This window comes from Streptococcus urinalis 2285-97 (assembly GCF_000188055.2).
GTDB lineage: Bacteria > Bacillota > Bacilli > Lactobacillales > Streptococcaceae > Streptococcus > Streptococcus urinalis.
This window is the reverse complement of sequence record NZ_AEUZ02000001.1, coordinates 808,033-830,975: the sequence shown is the minus strand read 5'-3', so window position 1 is coordinate 830,975 and position 22,943 is coordinate 808,033. Positions and strand designations below refer to the sequence as shown.

16 protein-coding genes are annotated in these 22,943 nt (G+C 34.0%); all 16 read right to left on the bottom strand.

Going from position 1 to position 22,943, the window contains the following annotated elements:
- Positions 1-21: 21 nt before the first annotated feature.
- Complete coding sequence (locus STRUR_RS04230; protein ID WP_006740180.1) at positions 22-300, bottom strand: BRCT domain-containing protein; 279 nt, start codon at positions 298-300, stop codon at positions 22-24.
- A 9-nt stretch (positions 301-309) separates the two neighbouring features.
- Positions 310-2,358 carry a pLS20_p028 family conjugation system transmembrane protein gene (locus STRUR_RS04225; RefSeq protein WP_006739402.1) on the bottom strand — a complete coding sequence of 683 codons (2,049 nt, stop codon included), beginning with the start codon at positions 2,356-2,358 and terminating at the stop codon, positions 310-312.
- Positions 2,359-2,459: 101 nt separating this feature from the next.
- Positions 2,460-2,936, bottom strand: a complete 477-nt coding sequence (locus STRUR_RS04220; RefSeq protein WP_006738904.1) for a hypothetical protein — start codon at positions 2,934-2,936, stop codon at positions 2,460-2,462.
- 91 nt (positions 2,937-3,027) lie between these two features.
- Positions 3,028-5,922, bottom strand: coding sequence for a VirD4-like conjugal transfer protein, CD1115 family (locus STRUR_RS04215; protein WP_006740518.1), 2,895 nt, complete (start codon positions 5,920-5,922; stop codon positions 3,028-3,030).
- On the bottom strand, positions 5,903-6,181 hold the full coding sequence (locus STRUR_RS04210) for a hypothetical protein (RefSeq protein ID WP_006740424.1): 279 nt from the start codon (positions 6,179-6,181) through the stop codon (positions 5,903-5,905). The genes STRUR_RS04215 and STRUR_RS04210 overlap by 20 nt, the downstream gene beginning before the upstream one ends.
- 118 nt (positions 6,182-6,299) lie before the next feature.
- Complete coding sequence (locus tag STRUR_RS04205; protein ID WP_006739620.1) at positions 6,300-7,337, bottom strand: hypothetical protein; 1,038 nt, start codon at positions 7,335-7,337, stop codon at positions 6,300-6,302.
- A gap of 163 nt (positions 7,338-7,500) precedes the next feature.
- Positions 7,501-7,935 (bottom strand): single-stranded DNA-binding protein, encoded by a 435-nt coding sequence (locus STRUR_RS04200; protein WP_006739249.1) that lies wholly within the window; start codon positions 7,933-7,935, stop codon positions 7,501-7,503.
- Positions 7,936-8,013: 78 nt separating this feature from the next.
- Positions 8,014-10,602, bottom strand: a complete 2,589-nt coding sequence (locus STRUR_RS04195; protein WP_196792563.1) for an SspB-related isopeptide-forming adhesin — start codon at positions 10,600-10,602, stop codon at positions 8,014-8,016.
- Positions 10,603-10,665: 63 nt separating this feature from the next.
- Positions 10,666-11,385 (bottom strand): LPXTG cell wall anchor domain-containing protein, encoded by a 720-nt coding sequence (locus tag STRUR_RS04190; protein WP_006739128.1) that lies wholly within the window; start codon positions 11,383-11,385, stop codon positions 10,666-10,668.
- Positions 11,386-11,404: 19 nt separating this feature from the next.
- On the bottom strand, positions 11,405-13,666 hold the full coding sequence (locus STRUR_RS04185) for an LPXTG cell wall anchor domain-containing protein (protein ID WP_006738923.1): 2,262 nt from the start codon (positions 13,664-13,666) through the stop codon (positions 11,405-11,407).
- A 41-nt stretch (positions 13,667-13,707) separates the two neighbouring features.
- The gene (locus STRUR_RS04180) at positions 13,708-14,802 is read right to left on the bottom strand and encodes a hypothetical protein (protein WP_006740077.1); all 1,095 of its coding nucleotides are present in this window, start codon (positions 14,800-14,802) and stop codon (positions 13,708-13,710) included.
- Positions 14,803-14,814: 12 nt separating this feature from the next.
- Positions 14,815-15,165, bottom strand: a complete 351-nt coding sequence (locus STRUR_RS04175; RefSeq protein ID WP_006739861.1) for a TrbC/VirB2 family protein — start codon at positions 15,163-15,165, stop codon at positions 14,815-14,817.
- A 60-nt stretch (positions 15,166-15,225) separates the two neighbouring features.
- The gene (locus STRUR_RS04170) at positions 15,226-17,070 is read right to left on the bottom strand and encodes an AAA family ATPase (RefSeq protein ID WP_006740496.1); all 1,845 of its coding nucleotides are present in this window, start codon (positions 17,068-17,070) and stop codon (positions 15,226-15,228) included.
- Positions 17,063-18,817: a type IA DNA topoisomerase gene (locus STRUR_RS04165; RefSeq protein WP_006739580.1), complete on the bottom strand. Its 1,755-nt coding sequence runs from the start codon at positions 18,815-18,817 to the stop codon at positions 17,063-17,065. Before STRUR_RS04165 ends, STRUR_RS04170 begins: the two co-directional genes overlap by 8 nt.
- Before the next feature lie 97 nt (positions 18,818-18,914).
- Positions 18,915-22,517, bottom strand: a complete 3,603-nt coding sequence (locus STRUR_RS04160) for a PBECR4 domain-containing protein (protein WP_006740028.1) — start codon at positions 22,515-22,517, stop codon at positions 18,915-18,917.
- A gap of 20 nt (positions 22,518-22,537) precedes the next feature.
- Positions 22,538-22,798, bottom strand: a complete 261-nt coding sequence (locus STRUR_RS04155) for a hypothetical protein (protein WP_006738619.1) — start codon at positions 22,796-22,798, stop codon at positions 22,538-22,540.
- Positions 22,799-22,943 lie beyond the last annotated feature (145 nt).

The following is a 22,943-nucleotide window of genomic DNA, read 5'->3' as shown; positions in this document are numbered from 1 at the left end:
GTTGACATAAAAAAGAGTCCCCTAAAGGGACTCTTGAAAAAATGTAAAGAAGTCTTCTTCACCGATAAGGGTAATGTTCTGACCATTATTGATTAACATTTTTGCTTTTTCATATTTTTTTGAGTAGTGATCTAATTCAAAAAGTGTCAATTGTCTGTGGCCAATTATTAATACATCTGTCTGAGAAGAAACATAGTTTTGATAGGTTCCACCTTTCACGTTAATGAATTCAATAACTTCTGACCTTTCTAAGGGTCTGAGGCTCCCAGTTATTGCCACTACTTTTCCTTGAAAATCCATGATAATGACCTACTCTTCCTCATCAATTTCCACTCCTTTTACACTACTTGGTTGTTGCATTCTTTGAGCAGCCTGTTGACTTTGTTGTTGCATGTAATTCATTTGTTGTAAGGAACGCTTGATTTCGGAACCACTTGTAGACTGATGAGATTGTTTCTGTTCGATTTTTGGTGCTTTTGGTGCTGTAGTATCCACTGAGTGACTTGTAGTCTCTGAAGGGTCGCTAACACCTCCTGATGGGAAGAAATCTTCACCATAATTATTATGACTCGGATTAAGTGTATATTCTCCTCCAGTTAGTCCAAAGTTTTCTGACTCCCAGCCAGGCTCAGGTACTGTAGCATTATTTTTCAAAGCATTATAGGTCGAGCTATGAGCATCTTGTGCTTTCTGATCTAAGGAATCCATTGCACCGCCGACTTTATCTCCAGCTTTATTACCCATAAGTGTCGCAAGATCAACAGCATTTGATACCCCACCTTTTACAGTATTGCCAAAGCCTTGATCTTTAATAGAGTCAGAGATACCTTTTAGTCCACCAGCAGTATTCGCAAAACTATTAGCAACATGTTTACCAGCACTTGCAATAGCTCCTGGAGCTTGTGCAGCTAATGATGTTCCTCCTGTCGCAAGAGCCAAAGCCCCAGAGCCAAGAGCTCCAGCTCCTGTCGCAAAAGCATTTCCCATCATCATAGCACCTATCAATTGTTGTGCAGTCTCGTTATGACCAGTTGAAACCCCAAGCCAACGTTCAATCATAGTTACACCTTGCATTGCAGATAAAAATAAAGCAATATAGACAACACATGCAGCAATACATTGTTCCCACATGTTGAGACCATCAAAGAAGCCTCCAGAAAGTTTTGAAATACCTGTTACAGATAAGGTTGGGAGATCCCTACAAATTTCCAAAGTAATTCGCATAATGACGATTTCAAAGAAAATACCTGCAAGACCTCCTCCTATTGTTCGTAATAATTCCTTGTATTTTTTTGAGTTGAGGGAACTATACCCTTGAATGGGAGATATAAGTGATTCAATAAAAATATCAAAAACGGATTTAACAAACTTAATTGACATGACAATGAATAGTGATATCAAGATAAGGTACTGAGCAATCATACCTATCCAGTTAACTTTATAACGAAGATAAACAGGTTCAAAGGCATTTAGCCCACCGACTACTCGATGAGTATTTATTGTTTCAACACCATCCTGATTTGTATTTAGCTTATGAAGGAAAAGTCCTTTCGTACCTTCCTTTTTCTTTTCCAAATCTTTTAATAACTGTTCATTAGATACTCCATACATTGCAGAAAAATCTATTTTAGTTGCAAAGTTTGTTGTATCTCTTTTTTTCGTATCATCCGTTATATTATTGACTGCAGTAGAACCTTCTTTTAATGGTTTAATAAAACCAAAACTATCCAACGGGAATAACTCTTTATTAAAGTCATTGTCCATTAATACTTTGACATCAACCACATTATTTTTCATTGGTTGTATTGCCAAGGAGGAATAATTTTCTTTTGAGTCACCAGTTGACATTGTCTGAATTGATTGGGCATCTTGAGCGACTGTTTGAGAAATAGTCGTTAGGGCCAGAGGCAAAACAGCGGTCACAAGAGTTACTAATAAAAAATTAGTGATGACATGTTTATATTTTACTGGTTTTGAAAATACACCCGTAATAGCACTAACTACTAATATGAGCGTAAAAAGAGTTGTTCCTAAAACTTGAAAACCAAAAAACAATTTTCCAAAAAGAGTTGTCTGATCTCCTAAATAGCCAAATAACCCAAATGCTTTAAACATATTATTAAAAACATGTTCCAAACTTACACAAATTAGATATAAGGCCTTAACGATACCTCCTACAAGCTGCATGAGGTAAGCTAAAAATGCCGGAGTTGGTTCAAGATAGTTTCCCCAATATAAATAAAAATCGGCTAGCTTTTTTCCGTTATCCCCGGTTATATTTCCATTCGTAGCGCCATTAAGATCCCAAAATTCTTTTGTGATACTTTTGACAACATCAGAATATGTATTAAATTCCAATAATTACACCTGCTTTCCTTATTTTCATCACTATAAGGGATAATTTAATTAGGTGCATTAAAGGGTAAGAAAAAAGCCTCTACAGTAGAGGCTTTAATTATTTATTCTGCTTTCCCAATAAAATTATAATATCCATCAGATGAATAGCCCGTTTCAAATTCCAAAATTTGAATCTTTTTACCACCTTCAGTTAATATTACGCAATACATTTGATCGCCAACTTTCCCCCATATTTTATCTTTTTGATAACCAACGTTGATAAAGAAGTGATCTTTTCCCTTAGCTTTATCTTCATATATTGAAAGATATTTTTTGGGGACCTTTTTGTCAGGAACTATTTCATAATAAACCTTTTCGTCCCTATTAGAGTTTGAGACAGTTTTTTCAGATTTATTAAAAGTTAAAGTATAAGTTCCTTCATCAAATGGATTATCATATCCTGAATGATTAGAAGTTCCGATATATTCTTTTTTTAATTCTGTTTTTTCGACGTTTTCTGGAGTTTTTTGACCACAAGCTACTAAGAAGATACTGAGTACTGATAGAATAGTTATCCCTAATATTTTTTTGAATTTCATATGGCTTCTCCTTTTCTTGAGCTTATTATAACAAATAACAGTTCTAAAAGCAATACATAAACATGTTTATATACATGTTTATGTATTTACTCTAAATTACATCATCTACAAAAAGGTCCTCATCATAATCTATTACATTATCATAGGGGTTCAAAGTAGCATTCACAGTAGCTTTTATGACTTCTTCTGGAGAATCAAAGGGAGCTGCAGTCTTTAATTGATTAGGTTTCATACGTACTGCTAATTTTGGTCGACCAGAACTTGTAGCTATCTTACTTGTCAGTCGTCTTCGCCAATCAATAATATTATCAAATGTACTTTTTGCTTCCACGGCAATATCTTGTAAATCAAGATTTCGATGTGGACTGTCAACTGGAATATCCGCAAGTGTCATACTATGGTCAAATTCTTCTTGTAAGAACATATATCGATAGGGAAGACTTGTCTTCTCATGAAGGAATATAGGGTCTGTTGTGATTTTATGGCCAGATAGGTCTCTTCCTTTTACCCCTCTTAGAATAACAGCCTCACCTTCTTGAAGTTTTCCTAGTTGTGTTGGGGTCAGTAATTCTTGACGTTTACCCTCAAATGAAACATTTGGATTGGCTTCATCAAGTATATTACCAGATTTTCGTCGTTTCGTAATCGTTCTAGTACCCAAGTCCCCACTAATACTCTTATTTGTTTCAGGTGACGTCGACTTAATATAAACTTTTAAGGAACAGTTATCTTTAATTGTCGCACTTGTATTTTTCCCATACTTTTCGGTTAACTGTTCTAAGTTTTGAATCCAAAGACAATATAAAATGTTTTGACCCAAACCTATTGAAATCTTAGTATCCATATGAGGAACCTCAGGAATATTAGTAAACTCATCCAAAACATGCAGAATTCTATTGACACATTTTCGTCCATTCGACAAAGCCAATTCATAATTAGCATTAAAGAGTTGATCCAAAAACAAGGAAATCAAAGCATTATACTCTGTTCGGTTTGGTGGTGTTACCAGGTAAATAATTTTGGGATTATCCGAATAGATCATTTCAATATCGGATTCTTGTAATAAACTAGTCTGAGGTTTATCAATTATTTGAATATCAACATAATCTAATATTGCTTTATTTGTGTACTGATCAAGAATTATCATATCATTATTTTTTCTATAAATTTTCTTCCCCTGAAGAGTGTATTTAACTCCACTTAATGCAAAGTTATCATTATTCGGATGATTAAAATCAATGATAATCGTAAATTCATTTGGTAACTTAGGTTCAATAACATAAGTCAAATACCCTTCTGCATCAATTAAAGCCGTTGCTTCTTTAACATGAGTGACTTTTTTAGATGTCTTACCCCACTTTCTTTCACTAAATATACTTACCTTAGCGGTTCTGTGAGCAAAATCATTTTGTAGCTGAACATGACTATTTGAACGAAATTTGATTGACAATCGGCGTGGAAAACCAACTGACTCTAAATCAATTGAATTTTTAGATGTTAATTTAGCGATATTGTCTTGTAAGAACAGATTAATACCTGTCATCATAGATGAATAGACATTCCCTTTAGTTTCTTCTGATGCAAAATCAGAGGCCCTAAAATTGATATCTGCCATTTCCCTAAATTTTGAAAATTGTTCTTGATTAATTTTTCGTAAATTATCAAAATAAACAGTAAGCTTAGATTTAACTTTAATTCTATCATCTTTTTCAGGGGCTTCGACAACCTCGCCTAACTCATCCACAAAAACTTCTTCAGAACCTAAATCTGTTAAGAATTTAGCAATATTTCTCACGGTAACTGTATCCCAAGCATCTTCTTCACCATTTTGAAAAGCTTCATTTGCACGGTCTACTAAAGCCATTGCAATGGCATTAAAAAGAGAAATCGAGCTATTCTCAAAATAAATGGCAGTTCCATTACCTTGTCCAGGTTTTGTTTTTCGATAGATAGCTTCAGATACTGCATTTATTCGAGTTTGAGTCTTTTCATAGTAGCCACGTCTAGCAGAATCTATTGCTAGTGCAAGTGGATCGTAGGACATGGACCAATCCATATTTTGAAAAGATAGTACTTCTACGTCCATTCCTCTTTTTCGCATAGTCTTGTAAGAAGATTGGTAATGTTCTCCTTTGGGATCACCAATAATCATTGAAGGTTGATTTTCAGCACGACTATTAATGTCTATGGTCTCAGTGATAAACCCTTCGCCTTTACCAGAACGGGTCATACCAATACCTAATGTGTTAGTAGCAGCATCTTCAATATAATAATATCCTGAAGGAGTTGATTGCATTCCTAACACTTTTTGAGCATTTGTGACAAGATGACTGTATTTCCTATTTTGCCACAAAATCTGTGTTTCCAGAGTGAAGCCTACTAAATTAGATTTTGTCTCATGTAAAACAGGAATTCCACCATCGCCTGGAAACACTTTTTGTTTGTTAGCAACCTTTTTATATTGCTGGTGAATTTCTTTCACAGTCGCAAAACGATCATCACCTTCTTCATTAAAATTATAATTTCGGTATTGCTCAAAATTAACCCAGGCTGAACGCCAGGCAATGAATAGACCTATAAAGAATATTGGCCAAGCAAAGATTGGAGCTATACTAAATACATGATAGTTAAAGAGATTTTTTAACAATAAACTCTCAAAAGGAAATGAAATCAAGTTTTGCGAAGTAATGGTTAAGTAACAATAATTAATAGAATCTCTTAAAATGGTAACTAGATAGTTTGTTAGAGAAAATGCAATCAAGCTAAATAATAATCCCATTACCGTAAAACTTTTATAGGTTTTGAAATAGAATATAGGCTCTGCCTCTTTTTCAAAACGAACTCGGCCTCTTGATACCCATGGCAATAAATGAACAAGCCTTATCACTATATTTGATAAAATAAGGAAAACTATAGAGCAAAGCTTTTTAAGTAAATTCAATAACCAATTAAAGTAGTCATTATGCTTATGCTGTATTTTTTTCATATCCCCCTCCATCATCATGCTTTTTTATATCTATCCCTTTTAAAGTTAGTTTTTTAGCAAAAAAACGTGAATACAAGAATATTTGAAACTGTAGTTGTACTGAGATATCCCTATAGTAAGAAAGATAATGTGATAGTTGAGTATCAATATCTCTTAAAATCGGGGAATAGTTATGTTTATAATGAGATCTTTGCATGATATAATTTTCCATTTGAAAAGATTCTGCAATTAATTCATCTGGATCAATAGTTTTCGTCATATTTCTTTCCTTTCTTTTTATCAAGTTTAAAGGATAAAAAACGACAATGCATTAAAGGGAAAATAAAAAAACTATGGTATAATATACGCCATAGCAATGCTTTAACATTAAATCGTTTTTATCTAAAAGCGATTTTTTTAGGTTTTAAATTGGTTGTATCGCAGCAAATAAACTTCCCTATAAGTCTATCGCTTCCAATATTAATCCTGAATTCATCATAACCATAATAACCCTTATAAAAATCTCCTCTGAAGATATTAATATCATACCTATAGTCATCTTCATCAAACATGGAATAATTAGATTCATATTCGTAATTATTTCTTAAATAAGTTAATAAAACTTCTGAGATAAATTTTCTACCATCATTAATAGTTTTGATTTTAAAAAAAGTTTTATTTCCAAATGTTATTGCTTTCTTATTTGGAAAAATTTGACTTACCGTATTTAAGTAACTCTTTCTAACCATTAACCTAAGCTTAACTTTTAAGGACTGTTCTTTTACTTGGAAAAAATAAGTTTCGAGATTAAGAAAGTTTCTTTCTATTTCTTCAAGTTTAGCAGTTTTATTTTTGTATTTCTCAAAGAAATCTTTAGGCATTCGTTCATAAATAATATTTCCCTTTTCCAAAAACAATTCCGTATAATACTTAATATCTTCCAACCGATTTTCTTTCAGCAATGGCTGATAATACAAGTTCCCTTGATTTTTTCTTAATACCCTACTATACACGTTGTTTTTAAATTTATTATAAATTCCGTATGGCTCACTTAACTTTGATAAATCTGAGATATTTACTAGCTGTACTTCAAAATCTATATCTATAAATTCTGTACACGTCAATAATTTAAGAAATAGAAAAGAAACCATTGAGGTCATTATCCCTTGGTGATAATAGTCCTCATTTAAGATATTTATCTTATTTAAATGAATAACTTTGAAGTCTCTGGAAATATTATGTACTTTATTGTAAAAAGAACCATTATCAGCATCTGGACATAATGAGGACTTATTTAATTTTATACGAGAAACAGCGGTATTATCGATATAAAAAGATAAATTAATTGCTGACCATTGATCCATTTCAAAAATATATTGATAAAGTTTTTCTGTGAAAAATGGCTCTACATTTAAATGTAATCTATTCTTACTCAAATTATGTACTCCTTTTACCAATATTATACCTGTTTTGAAATAAATAAAAAACTCCTCAGTATACTAATATACTGAGGACTTAATGCTATCTTGACTAGCAAAGTGATATCATCTTTAATCATCGCATGTATAGTGTAACACACTTAATTATGAATGACAATTACTAAAATGGAGATTCCGCATCAACTGGAGAGAAAGAATCCTTTGGAAACTGATTTTGTTCTAGATTAATATTATTACTACCTTGTTTATCCTGACGCTTCTGACTTTCTGATTTATTCTCTAAGAAAGTAATTCCTTTATATAATGATGGTGCAATATATTCAAAAGTCTTCTTATTTCCCTGTTTATCAGTGTAAGGCCTTTTGATAATTTCACCTTCTATGATTATTGGAGACCCTTTAGATAAATTTTTAGCTATAGTCTCCACTTGTTTACCATATATTTGAACTTTAAAAAAGGTTGGGATTAGCTTATTTTTCTCATCTAATTGACTTGAATTACAAACAAAATCAAACTGACAACTATTTTTTCCATTAGTTGTTTTTTTAGTCTCTATATCTGAGGCTACTCGACCATTTGCGATAAAAACTTGCATAGTCTATTCCTTTCATTCCTAGGAACAAAAGGCCACAAGTGTCTTTTCAGTTCCTTCCTGTGGCCAGTTGTTTATTTCTTAGTTTTCTTTACGTTTTTTGAATCCTAGTAGTCCGAGAGCTGACAAGATGATTGCTCCAATTGCTGTAAGAGGGGCAACACTGGCTTCACCAGTTTGAGGTAATCCTTTAGCTGGAGCTTTTGGAGTTGCTTTTTGTGGCTCAACTGGTTTTGGTGTTTCTGGTGTATGTGTTACCACAGTTTCAGATTTCACTTTATATCCATTGACAAATAAATCAGTTGTATTATAGACATCACCTGCTTTAATACGCTTCACAACTAAGAAAGCATCTGCTCCAAATTCACTTGAACGAACGACTTTAGCTAAGAAATCTTTCTTAAAGGCTAACTCATAGCGCCCAGTTTCTTTGTTGTAGACTGTCTCAGTGTACTGCGCTAGGTTTGATCCTTTAGCAATTACAGTGCCATCTGATAAGGTAATATCAACTTTTGCAACAACACTATCTTTCAAGTAAAGATCATGTGTTTGTTGTAATTGATCGACAAATTTATATTCAAATAAGTCATAGCTTCGATCTGCAGGTACTACCCAACCTTCAAGTTTGTAGGTCACTTCATCACCAAGTTTAACTGTGCCATTATTGATAGACTTGCCGTCTTCTTTGTCTAGTACGTCTTTATGTACTTCTGGTTTTGGAAGATCATTAACAACTAGATTTCCAAGATACCCATTTCCAAAGTCAATTTGTGCCACACCATTGACAATATCGCCTTCTGTGAAGCTTTGGTTGACTTTAAAAGATAAGTTATAGGTAATATCTAAGCCTTTTTGCACATAGGCTTTATAAAAGGCTTGTGAATCTTTAGCAACCCACACATAAAACTCACCAACTGGAGAAAGTCCGCTTTGTGCAATAATAGCTTGTAGTTTAGCATCTAAAGCTTCTTTAGATAAGACATGACGCATTTCTAACAATTGTGTTACATCTTCCCCATTTGATGCCGTTATGGAGTTAACAGTCATTGATTTACCATCTAGAGCTTCATCCTTATAGTCATCAATAAAGATAAAGTTTTTTGCGATTTTATCATTTGACGCTGTCATACCCTTATATTGACTAAAGTCTTGTTTAGCCACATAATTTAACTCAGAATTAGGTAATACTGATAATCCATTAATGGTTTTTCCTGCTTCATCTACAACATCTTTGGAAGGATTTGCGACTGGTACCATAACGGGATGTACTGAAACAGTTACTACTAGCTTTTCAGGAACAGACACGTGAGGTTTAATAGTTGGTGTTTGTGGTGTGAATGTTACTAAAACTGGAGTTACATAATTTGGTGTTGGTGGGGTATTAGGGACTGGTTTTTCTGCTTCTGGAGTAACAGTAACTAATGTTGGTGGGATTGGTTTTGATGGAATATCAGCTGTATCATAAGTCAGTTTAGCAAAGAGTGTTGATGGTGCTGAGATAATCCATTTTGGTTCTGTCTTAAGGAACATCACTTCTGCAGAAGTTTCGCCGTCTGATAAAATAATTTCTTTATCTAAAGCAAAACTCTTATTAATGGTTTGTACACCAATTGAAGAGAGTCCATCAAAATTACGAGTGTAAAGAACATTACCTGCTAAGTCTTTATAGGATGCAGAAATATTACGGTTAACTGCTGTTGTTTGGCGTGTTAAATCTAACTGCCAAGTATTAAGACTGATACCTGTAATTTTAATAATAGCTTTGTTAGTAGCTTCATCATAAGTTACAGTATAAATGAACTTACCTGTAACCTTGGTATTTCCAAAAGTACCATCTGTATCGACTTGTGGTTCTTTAATTATAAAATTACCATTTTTATCAACTGTTACAACATCACTGGTTACTTGCCCATAGCCATTCAGAGTTTCTGATTTGCCATATCCTTCAAAGCTGACATCATTTGCGACTAAGTTGGCACGGTCAGCTAGTGCTTTGTTATAAGCATCTAATTTAACTTGATAATCAGCTTTTAATTGAGCATTGGTAGCATCTGCTTGTGCTTTAGCTAAAGCATTACGTTCAGCAACTGCTTGGTTATAATCTTCAATAGTTTTAATTTCAGCTAATTTAGCTTCATAATCTGCTTTTAATTGAGCATTGGTAGCATCTGCTTTAGCTTGTGCTTCCGCATTTTGTTGATCAACTGCTAATTGACCAGCTTTATTTTCTTGGGCAACACGTTCTGCTTCAGCTTTATTTTGAGCATCAATTTGTGCATTTTTTGCGGTAGCATCTTTAATAGCTTGGGTATTAGCTTGGGCTTTTGCCGTTGCATCTTTAACAGCTTGGGTTTGCTTATCTAAGTCAGCTTGAGCACTTGGTACATCTGTATGACTTACTGTTGATGTTGTATTAACAGTTACTCCTGCTTCTTTAGCCGTGTCAACTGCCTTATCAAGAGAAGGTGAAGTTACTGGCTGAGATTGATTATTAGTTGGCTCTGTTAAAGTTGTTACAACGGTTTGAGGTGGTGTTGCTGGAGCAGTTACTTCATCTGCCGATACATTACCGCTACTAAAAGCAAAAGCGCCTGCTAGTGCGATTCCACATACTAAACCGTATGCTTTTGATTTTCTAAAATAGCCATGTCCTTTTGTTTCTCTCATCATTTTTCTCCAATATATTTTTCTAGGATAAGTTTTTCGACATTCCAAGTCTAAAAAGTTAGTTTTTTAGTTAAACAATGCTTTCTTTTTGAATAAGAAAGGCGTTAAGGAAAGGAACATTGCTCCAATGATACTTAAAGTCCCCTTGTTGTCACCAGTATGTGGTAATGTCTTTTCTTTGCCTTCAACATCTTTAATGGTGACCGTTCCATCATCGTTAACACGTCCACCATAATTTTCAGCTGATTCAACGGATTGTTTTCCTAAATAGTCTTGTACGATTAATTGGCCATTTTGTGTACCAATAATAGTTTTATTTGGACTAATTGGGATTGGTTTAATCGTAATATTACCTGTTTCTTTGTCTACCTTATCAATTACCTCTGGAGTTACTGTTGACGGCACTTCAGGAGTTTTAGGTGTTTCTGGCTTAACTTCATCTGTTGGTTTTGTTCCTGGATTTGTATTCGTTGACTCTGAGTCTGAAGGTTTAGTAGAAGTCCCTGGTGTAGTCGAACTGTCAGTTGGTGTTGTCGTATCAGTAGGAGTTCCTGGATCTGCTGGAGTACTAGGATTTGTCGTATCAGTAGGAGTCTCCGGTTCTACTGGGGTACTAGGATCTGTTGTGTCAGTTGGTACACCAGGATCTACTGGGGTTGGTGGTATAGTCACTTCTGTTGATGGTGTAGTTGGATCTACTGGGACTACATCTTCCGCAAATGCTGTAGGACCTACGAGTGCAAGAGTTGAGACGCAAGTTAAGAGTAATAATTGTTTTTTTGACATCATAAATTCCTTTCACTAATTAATGTGTGCGACGTTTTTTCAAACTAATCAGCCCAAGTGTTGAGATAAGACCTGCACCTAATACTGATAAGAGGGATACTCCTGCTTCACCAGTATGTGGTAGAACTTGAGATGTTTTTGTTAGAGCATGGTTTTCTTTATTAACTGGACTTTCGAGGGGTGCTTGACCGTTACTAGTTAAAGCAAGAGTCACTTCATTACCACCAGCTTTTTGACTACCGTCTACGTAACCAGTTATTTTACCTGTTTCATCCACAACTGGTATTGCTTCACCGCCACCTGCAATAATATGATTATAGATTTCTGTTAATTCAGCTTGTTTTTTAGCTTCTAATACTACTTTGTATGCTTCAAAAACAATACTATATTGATTTTGTGCTTCAGCTTGAACAGCTTGTAATTCTTTTAATTTTGCGACTTCCTTGTCTAAGATAGCCTTTTTATTTACCAAATCAGCTTTCGCACTAAGCAATTTCGCTTGAGCCTCTGCTAGGACTTTTGGTGCATTTTGCAATGCTTGTAAGTCAGCTTGTTTTTGTCCAAGAATCGTTTGAGCAGATGTTAAGCTATCTTGAGCTTTTTTCACCTTATTCTGCGCATTAGCCAAAGCTGCTTCAAATTCAGCTAATACTAATTGACTTTCTGCAAGGGTTGCTTGTGCTTCATTCAAAATATTTTGCTTAGCTAATAGCTCAGCTTGAGCATTTTTTAGGTTAGCTTCTTTAACAGCTAATTCTTGGCTCGCTAACTTAACAGCTTCTTGTGCTTTAACATAGTTATCTTGTGCAAGTGCTAACTCCACTTTTGCTTGATTAAGTTTTGCCTGTGCATCAGGAGTTTTAAGAGGTGTTGCTTGTAAGTTATTTAACGCTTGTTTTGCCTTTGCCAATTGTGTTTTTGTAGTATTTACAGCAGATGTTAACTGAGCCTGTTGTGCTTCAAGTTGAGCCATTTTTTGAGTAGTAATTTTAAAGAACGGAACACCTAAAGCATTATCGTCTTTATCTCCACTTCTTTCTGACCAAAGACTAGCAACTGGATACCAGCCAATGTTTGCTCGATTATAAGGATCATAGATATAAGCATTACCATTAGAGTAACCTCTCAAAACAATCTCGTGGCTATAACCAGGCCCCCAAGGTGAAAACTTATTATTTTGTACAGCACCTACAACATAATGTCCTGCTTGTAAGGCTTCAACGATAGCTGATTGACTTCCAAGGTGAGTTGGAACAAAGCCAAAATGTTGGGAAGCAGAAACAATTCCGTTGGCACTAGTACCAGAAAAATACTTGTTAAAATAATTAGTATTGTTATAAAGATAGTTTGCGACCTCGGTCGGTGTTACCCCTCTTCGAGCTAATTCAGTAAAGACCATGGCTAATGAAGTAGGGACACAGCCTGTTGCAGCAAAACTGTTACTACCATAGTAGCCTGCCCAAACTCCATCACGTTGATTGTAATAAGCTTGATTTTGAAGACTAGTTGTCACTTGTTCCTTAATCATTTCACTTGCCACTTGATTTAACAAGGCTTGAGTATCTTTAACAGCTAAGTCTTTTTGAGTGACTGTTGATTGAGCTTGTGTTGTTTCTTCAGTCAATTTTGCATCAGCTTGTTTTGCGTCTGTAAGATTTGTTTCAGCAGTTGCTACATTAGTAGTTTTCTCAACTACTACCTTTTCCGCATCAGCTAAATTAGTATTGGCTTGAGTAGAATCAATTGCTTGTTTAGCAGTATCAACTGCTTCTTGAGCTTTGTTAGCATCTGTTTGAGCTTGAGCTACATTCGTTTGATTTTCAGCAACAACCTGTGTTTGCTTAGAAACTGCTGTATTAGCTTGTGTAGCTTCTGTTTGAGCAGTTGTTAGGTTTGTTTCAGCAATCTTCACTGCTGTATTAGCTTCCGCTACACTTGCTTGAGCTTTTGTTATTACTTCAGGAGTTGCTTGTTGAGCAGTTGCAGTAGCATCTGTTACTGCTGTTGTTGCACTAACTACATTATTTTGTGATTGGTTGGTTTGACTTTGAGCATCATTAACTACATTTTGTTGTGCATTAACATTACTTGTTGCTTGATCAACATTGGCTTTTGCGCTGTCTACTTGTTCTTGTGTTACCTGAGGAGCAGTGACTTTTTCATTTGTAGTTGATGCTTCTCTAACTGGTGTTGGTGGTGTTACGTCTTCAGCGTGTACAATTCCGGCACCTGTTGATAGAGTAGCGACTGCTAAACCTATAATAATTTTTGCTTGATCCATTTAATTTATTCTCCTTGTTGCGATATTTTGGGATATCACATTTATTTATTATTGAGATCTTTAAAATAATCTGTTATTTCTGGCTCACTAATTAGAACAAAACCATATGGTTTTACCTTTGACTTTTTAACATTAAATGATATTCTTATTTGTCTATATGTATCATCTTTGTTTTTAAGGGATAAAACATATACAACATTAAAAGTTTTACTTTTGTTTTTTGAAACTTTTTCTAAAATAACTGATTGAACAACTTCTTTCTTGGGCTCTGTGTACTTAGCATCTCCATCATCAAGAAAATTTAACAAGCGTTGCTTATCACCCGAAAAATAAACCGGAATAAAATAACGGCTGAAAACATCTATCTGATGTTCTATTTTTTGGCTATCTTTTAACACTTGGATTTCTCCATTAAGGTAAGTAACTTTTTTGTTAGCTTCATTTGTTCTACCCATTAGAGAAAAACTTAAAAAGAATGATACAATCGCTAAACTTGATATAAGCACTAAAATTAACCATATTTTCAATGAATTTTGATTAGATTTTCTTGAATCAGCTTTAGTATTATTTGGTGTCTTTACAGATGATGTCTGATTGTAATCCTTTGCTTCGTGTGCTATTTTGGCTAAGTCACTTTCACTTGGAAAGACTGGCATAGCACTTTCTGATAACTTTAGGCTTCGTTTATAAGTCGGAAATACCGTTACAACAAAATATTCTCTTTTTTCGTTATAAGAAAAATCGCTAAACTGTTTGTCTAATGTAATAGCTATAAAAAATGGTTCTAACAAATTAGTATAATTTGCCGGAACAACATATGGAGAAGCAAAGAGTTCCCCCTCTGAACTTGCTCCTTTACCTTTATTATCCAAATGACACAAGCTAACTTTCTTAAATGTAAAATAGCCGTATGATTGTGAGAGAGCTGAAAATAACAAATCAGCTTGATAAAAAGATAAATAGGGAAGAGTAGCCTCAATGGTTTGATGACTTTCTCTTAATAAATGATCATCAATTGTTTCTATAAGTTCAAATAATGATGGATCATTCATAGGTGATATATCATCTTGCCATTCAACTTCTAAAAATAGTTCATCTGTAATGAGACACCTTGGATTTTTCTTTAATAAAATCATAGTGTCTTATCTTTATCCTCCTTTAACAAAATTGAAAAACCATTCAACAATACTTGGTCCTGCTGAAACAGCAAATATCGCTATAGCAATTGCTAGCCAATGAGATTTAATTTTTGCTTTTAATTCACGTCCTCCAAAACCATAGACAAGCCCCGTAACTACAGCAGCAAATCCAAAACAAACAATTCCAATTCCTTGTACTTTTGAAATACCTTGATTAGCTAAGTTTTCTGTTTTAGCAAATGGATCATCCGCGAAAACCGCATGGGTTTGTAACGTTGCTAAAAATAGAGAAAGAGATAGTAAAAAGTGTTTTGATTTACTCCTCACAAATAATAATTGTTTTGCCAAATATTTTTTCATTTTGTCCTCCTTTGAACTGATCTGACTATTTAAGTGTAAGAGATAACACACAAATAAGCTTTAAGGGGTAAGCTCACTTCTAAAATGAGTTTTTTCTTCTAACTGAAAAAGTAATTTTCTCCTATCGATGCGATGATTTTCATCAGGTGCATTCCCCTCAACTGAAATTTTTAATAACTGAGGTTCATGATTTAGTTTTAATGTCAGTAATTTAAAGGATATTGGTGCGATAATTTTCTTCTTAATTAAACGTGTCAATGGCCTTGCACCCTTTTTGACATTAGTTCCGTTAGCAATCAAATAGTCAATCACTTCAGGATCATAGCTGAGTTCAATATCTTGTTGATTTAACTTGCTTTCAAACTCTGCTAACTTACTTACTGCTATTTCTCCGATTGTTTCTCTATCTAAAAGATTAAAGACAACCTGATTTTCAATTCTATTTAGAAATTCGGGTCTAAATTCTGTTTGAAGTTCTATATCCATACTAGCTTCAAATTGTTGTCTATCTCTATCTGTCAGGTCTTTAATATTTCCTCTCATTTCAGCTTTATTGATTATCTTTTGGGCGCCTATATTTGTAGTCATAATGACAATGACATTTTTAAAGCTAATCTTTCTCCCAGTAGCATCTGTGAGGTGACCTGCATCCAAAACTTGAAGTAGAAGATCGTGAACCTCTTGAACCCCTTTTTCGATTTCATCGATTAAGAGAATAGAATAAGGTTTTCTCTTTACACCTTCGGTTAAAGCCCCTTTAGATTTCGATTTTCGATCCCCAATCATACGACTGACATCTTCTTTTTGTGAATACTCAGACATATCAAATCGAAGTAAAGCTTCAGGATCATCAAACAAAGCTGTCGCAAGGGTGTTAGCCAATTCGGTCTTTCCTACACCTGTTGGCCCAAGAAAGAGGAATGAACTAATTGGCTTATCTTCATCCTGTAAACCTGCTTTTGAAATGGCTATTGCATCAACAACAGCATCAATTGCTTGGTCTTGTCCTTTAATTTTTTCTTTCAAACGACTTCTTAGTTCAGATAAACGAAAGCTATCATCTTTTAAAATAGTTGAAATAGGAATGCCGGTTTTTAACTTCAGTATTTCAGCAATTTCTACTTCAGTAACAATCTTTTTACCTTCACTTGAACAATAAGCTGCTGCTTCATCTAATAGATCAAATGCTTTATCTGGCAAGAATCGATCAAGAACATATCGTACTGAAAGTTGAATAGCTTGCTCAACAGCGATATCAGAAATAGTCACCTGATGAAACGTTTCATAGACAGACTTAGCTTGTGAAATGATTTGAAAGGCTTCTTTAGCACTTGGCTCATTAATCATAATCGGTTGTGTTCGACGTTCAAGAGCCCTATCCTCCTCGATAAATTCATGGTATTCATCTAAAGTTGTTGCTCCAATAATTTTTAGTTTGCCTCGAGCTAAAACCGACTTAATAATATTTCCTGCATCTAATGATTGTCCATCTTTACCAGCACCCATAATGGTGTGAAACTCATCTATAAATAAGAGATTCTCATCACTAGTAGCAACCATCTCCTCGATGATTCCCTTAAACTTAGTAATGAAATTACCACCCTCTTCATTATTCATTAAACTAGATAATTCAAGAGATCTAACTGTCATACCTTTTAGATGGGCAGGTACTTCATCACGTATGATTGCTAAAGCTATCCCTTCAACTATTGCCGTCTTACCTACTCCAGGCTCACCGACTAAAACTGGATTATTCTTAGATCTACGTTTCAAAGACCGAATAACCATTTGTATTTCTTTATCTCTACCATATACATGAAAGTCTTCTGGTCTTAAAGAAACATCAGCAGAAAGATTATCCGTATAGCGATCTAACATCGGGGTATTGCTATTTTCTTTAGTCACTTATTTCTCCATTCTTTTTTAAATTCATTTGGGATTGAATCTTCTCCTTGATGGCATCAACAAACTCTCTTGGATTAATTTTCCCTTCTCCAATTTGGCTGAGGAACAACTCCCAACCCGCTGTCGTTTCAGGATTTGAAAATTCATTATCATATAAGAAATCAATTAATAAGTAAGCTTTATTTGTTGGCGTAAATTGTGACGTTTTTGTATCTTTAACCACATATTCTTTCTTTTGAATTGTGTTTAACATTTCTGCTCTAGTAGCCGATGTTCCAAGTCCATATTTTGGTAAAATCGTTCCAATAAGCTGATCTTCAGTTATGCGTTTAGGAGCTTGTGTTTGTCCTTCTTCAATAGTTACTCTACTCACTATTTCGTCATCAACTTTATAATCTGGTAAGATAACATCTTTTTTTAGTGGTTGATTTGATAATTCAGTCCATCCTTTAGTAATCATTTGTCTACCAGTGGTTTTAAAAACTAAACCGTTATTGGCAACTGAAACAGTTGTTAAATGGTAACTGCAATCTTCCGCAAACATAAGAAGTGTTCTCCTGGTAATTGCTTCATAGATAAGGCGTTCATCTGAGGATAAACTTAAGAGATTTGGAATGTTTTCTGTAGGTACTAAAGCATAGTGGCTTAATTTAGCTACTATTTCTCCATCAACATAATTTTCTCTAGGCTCTAAGTAGTAAGGAGAAAAGTGACAATTAATAGTATGTTGATAACGGGCCAGGTTATCCTTCAAATAGTTAAACTCGTGTTCTGTTATATGATTACAATCCGTTCTGGGATAGGTAATGTATTTTTTTAAATATAAAGCCTCAATTAGATTCAAAGTTTTTTCAGCTGAGAACTTCCATCGACTAGAAGCAAATGACTGTATTTGAGCCAAATTAAATAATTTTGGAGATGGTGTTTGTTTGATTGTTTTTTCAACTTTAGAAACCAGTGATATTCTCTGGAATTCTCTTGATATCGTTAAGGCTTCTTCACTACTTTCAATCTTTTCAGTGTTTGAAAAAATAATATTTGTATTTTGATCTTCCAATTTGATTTTATAAAATAGTGTGGATTCAAAATTATTAATTGCAACATCATTTTCACAAATCAGACGTACAATACTCGTTTGAACACGACCTACTGATAACGTATTACCTTTTTTTCTTGGTAATTTGCCTTGTCTTTGTAATTCTAATGTTGTATAGGGTGATAGATTCATTCCTACAAGCCAATCACTTTGAGCACGTGCTTCAGCTTCTAAGTAGTAATCATAGGTTTCTTGAGGATCCCTTAAGTTTTTAAAAGCTTGTTCTAAACCTTTCTTGCTGAGAGACGATACCCATAAGCGATTTGTTATTTTATTTTTTGCGTTAGGAATATGCGAAAGTATGGAATAAGCAATACGTTCTCCTTCACGATCTGAATCAGTACCAATAACGATACGATCACACTTAATAACTTCCTTATAAATACGATTGAAATATTCTTTTGATTTTTTATCTTCTTTCAGATGTTGTTTAAAAGATACATCTAAAAGTGGCAAACTATCTAGACTCCAATTATCCTGAGGAGCTTCATACTCAAATAAATGACCTTCAGAAGCTACAATATGAACTGGACCTTCGAAATAATCTGTTTGCTCAACAATAAAGACTTTATCCTTACACACGTACTGACCAAGAGCTTCAGCGTAGTCTTGAGCTTGTTGATCTTTTTCTGCTAAAATAACTGTTAACATAATATTCTCCTTATTTACTATTGTTAGTAGTCTAATCAATAAATTTAATCACTGCATTAAAGGGAAAGGCCCATTCATAAATGAATGGACCTTTTCGTTATAGTTTAATACCTCTCTTCAGAGGCTGAGAAAAATTTACGGATTTTTTCTGTTTCAAGTTAGGAGACTTTATTGGTAAAGCTTTCTTTTCAACACTAGTTACTATTGTTGAAACAGTTTTATGAACTCGTTTCATTGCATTTTGAAGTTCTTTGTCATCCAATTTTTTGAGGTTATTAGTCCAATTAGCCATATAAGAAATAGCTTCCTTTGATGTATCTAAACCAAAATGTTTTGATACTAGGTAACTAGACATTTCGGCTTCAAATTCTTTAGTAGAAGTTAGCAACAACTGACTCCCCTTAATAAACTTTGGATTATGTAAGGAGGCGTGAGCTAATTCATGAATAGCAGTTGCAATTTGTTCTCCAGGAGTATTTTTAGAATTTAATAAAATACGTTGTTCAGCTGGAGAAAAGGCACCTTTTGCATTTCCTAAAGAGTTTGTGTGGTCTAATTCCATAGGAACTCCTAATTGTTTAGCATAGTGACTGAGCCCGTCAAAAACTTTCTTAGCTTTTATCTTATCTATATTAAAGTCAAATTGTCTATTAGGCATTGCTTTAGGATAACTTTCATGTTTCAAATTAGTTTGAGAGAGTTCAAATACTTTATAAGTTGTAAACTTGCCTTGGCCAGTTTTAAGATCTCTATCTTGAAATTGTCTAACCTGCAACTCCCCATTGGTGATTTTTTCTTTTTCTTCAGATGTAGCCTCAGAAAGTGGTTTAAATTTTGGATTTCCTTTACTATTTATCAACTGATTTCCGTCATTATCAAGGACTGGAATCATTTTTACCATTTGGGGTCTAAATAACCGAATTCTTGATTTTTCTCCAGCAGCAACTGACAGACTATCATTGATAACTTCTTTAGTCTTACCCGTTTTTTTATTGGTATAAGTGTTTTTTGAAATAGTCACATCATCTGATGTGATACCTAATTGATCTCCAATTTCCTTCCATTGATTAAAAGTTGCCACAGCATTTGCGCCAGGCCATTGAGCCTGAACAAGTGCGACATTTCGAGGTGATAGTTTAGGAAACTGACTCATGAAATTTAGATATTCTTCCAGTTTTTCAGGGGACTCTGTAAAATCTCTAATATTTTGAAGTGCTTTTTCTGATAAATCGTAAGCACTAGCAGTATTATAGTCAAAAGGTGATTCTTCAATAGCTTGTGATTGACTCTCCCTTTCTACAATCTGTTCTACTTTTTGAGCTAGACTCTCCTTAACTGACTGTTTAGCTGTCTTATATGAATGATTAATGTCACTAGTTGAATTATCTTCTTCAGCAATTAACTGCCTCTTTGATAATTCATTTGCTTCAAGTGACAGTTCTTCATTGACTTTTAATTCCTCTAGTTGTGATAAGACTTTTTCATCAATTTCAGCAAGCTCTGGTTGTCCTTTTAGACGAGCGAAACCAAGTCCTAATAGTCTGGAAACTGGTTCTGTCTCCTCGCCGACAATATAATTAACGTTGTCTTTAATCAGTTGACCATCAGGATCATAAATATTGAAACTTATCCTTAAATGCTCATTATCATTTTCTTGATTTATTTTATATAAACTTGAAACAAATTCTTGATATGAAATGCTTTCTCCACTCTCAAATTGTCTTACTCCAAGTTTTTGAGCTTGACTAACTTTTACATGATAATCATTGATAGCTGTAAAGCTTTCTGTTTTATCAGTTGCATTAATATTGTTAAATTGTTTTTCAGCTAAGATTGTTTGTAGTTCTTTTCCTTGGTCTTGTATGAAATAGTCATTAATTGCAATTTGTTCTAATCGTCCCTCACGTTCTCGATAAATAGCAATGATTTCATTTTTTTTAGCTTGATTAAGCTCATTTATATGTATCTCTCTAGCTTCCCATACAGAAACTGGAAGTATTCCATCTTTTTCAGTAGCCCTAAAGAGTAACATAATATCTTTATCATCGGACTTGATTAAGCTATCAAACCGTCCTGAATAACGATTAATGTCATTAAGATTATCAAAATAGAAAGCATCTAAACTAAGGGTTACTGGCAAATCAGGTAAAACATTAAGTTTTGAAAACGCACCATCTCCTCGAGAAAGCATAATATTATCAAAATTACCATTACCTTTCGCAAAGTCATGTAATGTTTTTTCCGCAGTTTGATTATGTCCTAACGGTTTTATCCCTGTTAAATGCATAAAATTTTCTTCTTTGAATTGTACTTGAACAATTTTCCCTTCAGAAGTTATATAACTTATAGTTGAATTTGCCAGTTCTTTCAAATAGAAATTAGCTCCTTCTTGAATAATCGCACTCCGTCTATTTAATTTATCTAAATCAGCTGGAGAAATATACCTATAAGAACCACGTCCACTTGACTTGAAGTCCTCTCTTATGCTAAAATGAAGTAAATGAGAGGATAGTGTAGGACGACTGGTAACAGAGCGTTCAAAGGTTTCACTTTGTGAAGCAGGTGTGGGACTGCCTTCAGGATTGTCCTGTAAAGACCCCGAACTACCATTGGTCCTCTCTTTTTTTTGTGCCTGAATTTCAGGTGCTTTTTTTTGTCTACTTGTTCTTAAATAATCATTCCAATCCGTTTTACTTTGTCCTGGTTGCAGGGGAGGTAAATCCTCTATAAAGATAATCCCTTTAGCTTTCATCTTATTTAAGAATTCAATACCTGCTCCATCATTATCAATCGCAAAGGTAATTTTCCCTTCGTTTTGAATATTGTTAAAATAACCTTTCTCTAAAGCAATATCTAAACCTTTTCCAAGTTCTTCAGTTGACCAATTTAAAGGTCTATTAGAGAGTTCTGCTTCTAATTCTGATAAATGACGTCCTACAGTCGACTCTTTTAAACCATTCATTGAAACTAATCGCACATCATTTAGCTCATTCTGATGTACTTCATAATAAGACATTAAATCGATAGGGCTTTCTGTAAAGACTAATCGATTCGGTTTACCAATATCAACGTGCATTCCATTATAAGCTTCAGAATTACGAATAATAGACTTTGCATAGCCACGTTCTGGCCATTTTTCTCTATTCTCATTGATTCCCTGAAGTGTTGCTCCGACCACCTCGCCTGAAGAAGATAAGGTCTTAAAGACAATAACCGGTTCAATACTATTATTCAACTTAGCATTTGCTTGTGCTAAAACTCCCTGATCATGAAAGAAAGATATCGTTTCATCTGATAAGTTACGTTGATTCTTTAGATAATCTCTTCCTTCAAGAAACTCTTGTTCATAAGGCTTTAAATAGTAACTAAAGTTTTCGATTATTTCATTATTACCAATAAATTCCTGAAAAGTTCCATCATTTAAAAAGTCTACAGCCTGATTGAAATTGACCTCTTTTATCATTTCAACCAATGCAATAGCATCCCCACCTTGGTCACGAGAAAACCATTTCCAAACATTTTTATTTGGTGTAATCACTAGACTATTATGTTCTTTCCAACGATAATCATTTCCAGATTTAACTAGTTCCATTTTTAAAGCTTCAGCAACATCTAAAATGGACCTTGTTCTAGCCTTTTCAACACGTTCTTTTCTGAATTGTTTTCTAGCTTCTGGACTCAATATATTCTGATCTTCCATATAAATTTTTTATCCTTTCTTTAAAAGAGTTCAATTATTGGTTGATAATTTTCCTCGTCATCAACAACAAATTGATGAGAGGATAGAACGATCAGTTCTCCAACAGATAAGAGTTTAAAATCATCTTCATTTGATGCATAGTTAAGAACAACCTCTAAATCAGCGTTCTTTCCACGTCCTTCAAATAAAACGTCTTTTGACTCATCATTAATAGCTTTGATTAACCAAAATTCATTAAAATCAAAGTCTTGCATTTCAAAATCTGGAAAAAGTAATTTCATTTGTTTTCCTCCTTGATATTAAGAATAGTAGATATATAAATAGCATGCATTAAGGGGAAAAAAGACAAATAAAAAAGACTACAATTTTTTGTAGTCAATATGTTTAATTAGTGTGGTTTTGAGGTGAAATATAGCTTCTTGTTTT

Bases quoted from the DNA above. Each gene is read 5' to 3' on its own strand.
- STRUR_RS04230 (WP_006740180.1), bottom strand. From the start codon at position 300: ATGGATTTTCAAGGAAAAGTAGTGGCAATAACTGGGAGCCTCAGACCC.
- STRUR_RS04220 (WP_006738904.1), bottom strand. From the start codon at position 2,936: ATGAAATTCAAAAAAATATTAGGGATAACTATTCTATCAGTACTCAGT.
- STRUR_RS04215 (WP_006740518.1), bottom strand. From the start codon at position 5,922: ATGAAAAAAATACAGCATAAGCATAATGACTACTTTAATTGGTTATTG.
- STRUR_RS04210 (WP_006740424.1), bottom strand. From the start codon at position 6,181: ATGACGAAAACTATTGATCCAGATGAATTAATTGCAGAATCTTTTCAA.
- STRUR_RS04200 (WP_006739249.1), bottom strand. From the start codon at position 7,935: ATGCAAGTTTTTATCGCAAATGGTCGAGTAGCCTCAGATATAGAGACT.
- STRUR_RS04195 (WP_196792563.1), bottom strand. From the start codon at position 10,602: ATGATGAGAGAAACAAAAGGACATGGCTATTTTAGAAAATCAAAAGCA.
- STRUR_RS04190 (WP_006739128.1), bottom strand. From the start codon at position 11,385: ATGTCAAAAAAACAATTATTACTCTTAACTTGCGTCTCAACTCTTGCA.
- STRUR_RS04185 (WP_006738923.1), bottom strand. From the start codon at position 13,666: ATGGATCAAGCAAAAATTATTATAGGTTTAGCAGTCGCTACTCTATCA.
- STRUR_RS04180 (WP_006740077.1), bottom strand. From the start codon at position 14,802: ATGATTTTATTAAAGAAAAATCCAAGGTGTCTCATTACAGATGAACTA.
- STRUR_RS04175 (WP_006739861.1), bottom strand. From the start codon at position 15,165: ATGAAAAAATATTTGGCAAAACAATTATTATTTGTGAGGAGTAAATCA.
- STRUR_RS04165 (WP_006739580.1), bottom strand. From the start codon at position 18,817: ATGTTAACAGTTATTTTAGCAGAAAAAGATCAACAAGCTCAAGACTAC.
- STRUR_RS04160 (WP_006740028.1), bottom strand. From the start codon at position 22,517: ATGGAAGATCAGAATATATTGAGTCCAGAAGCTAGAAAACAATTCAGA.
- STRUR_RS04155 (WP_006738619.1), bottom strand. From the start codon at position 22,798: ATGAAATTACTTTTTCCAGATTTTGAAATGCAAGACTTTGATTTTAAT.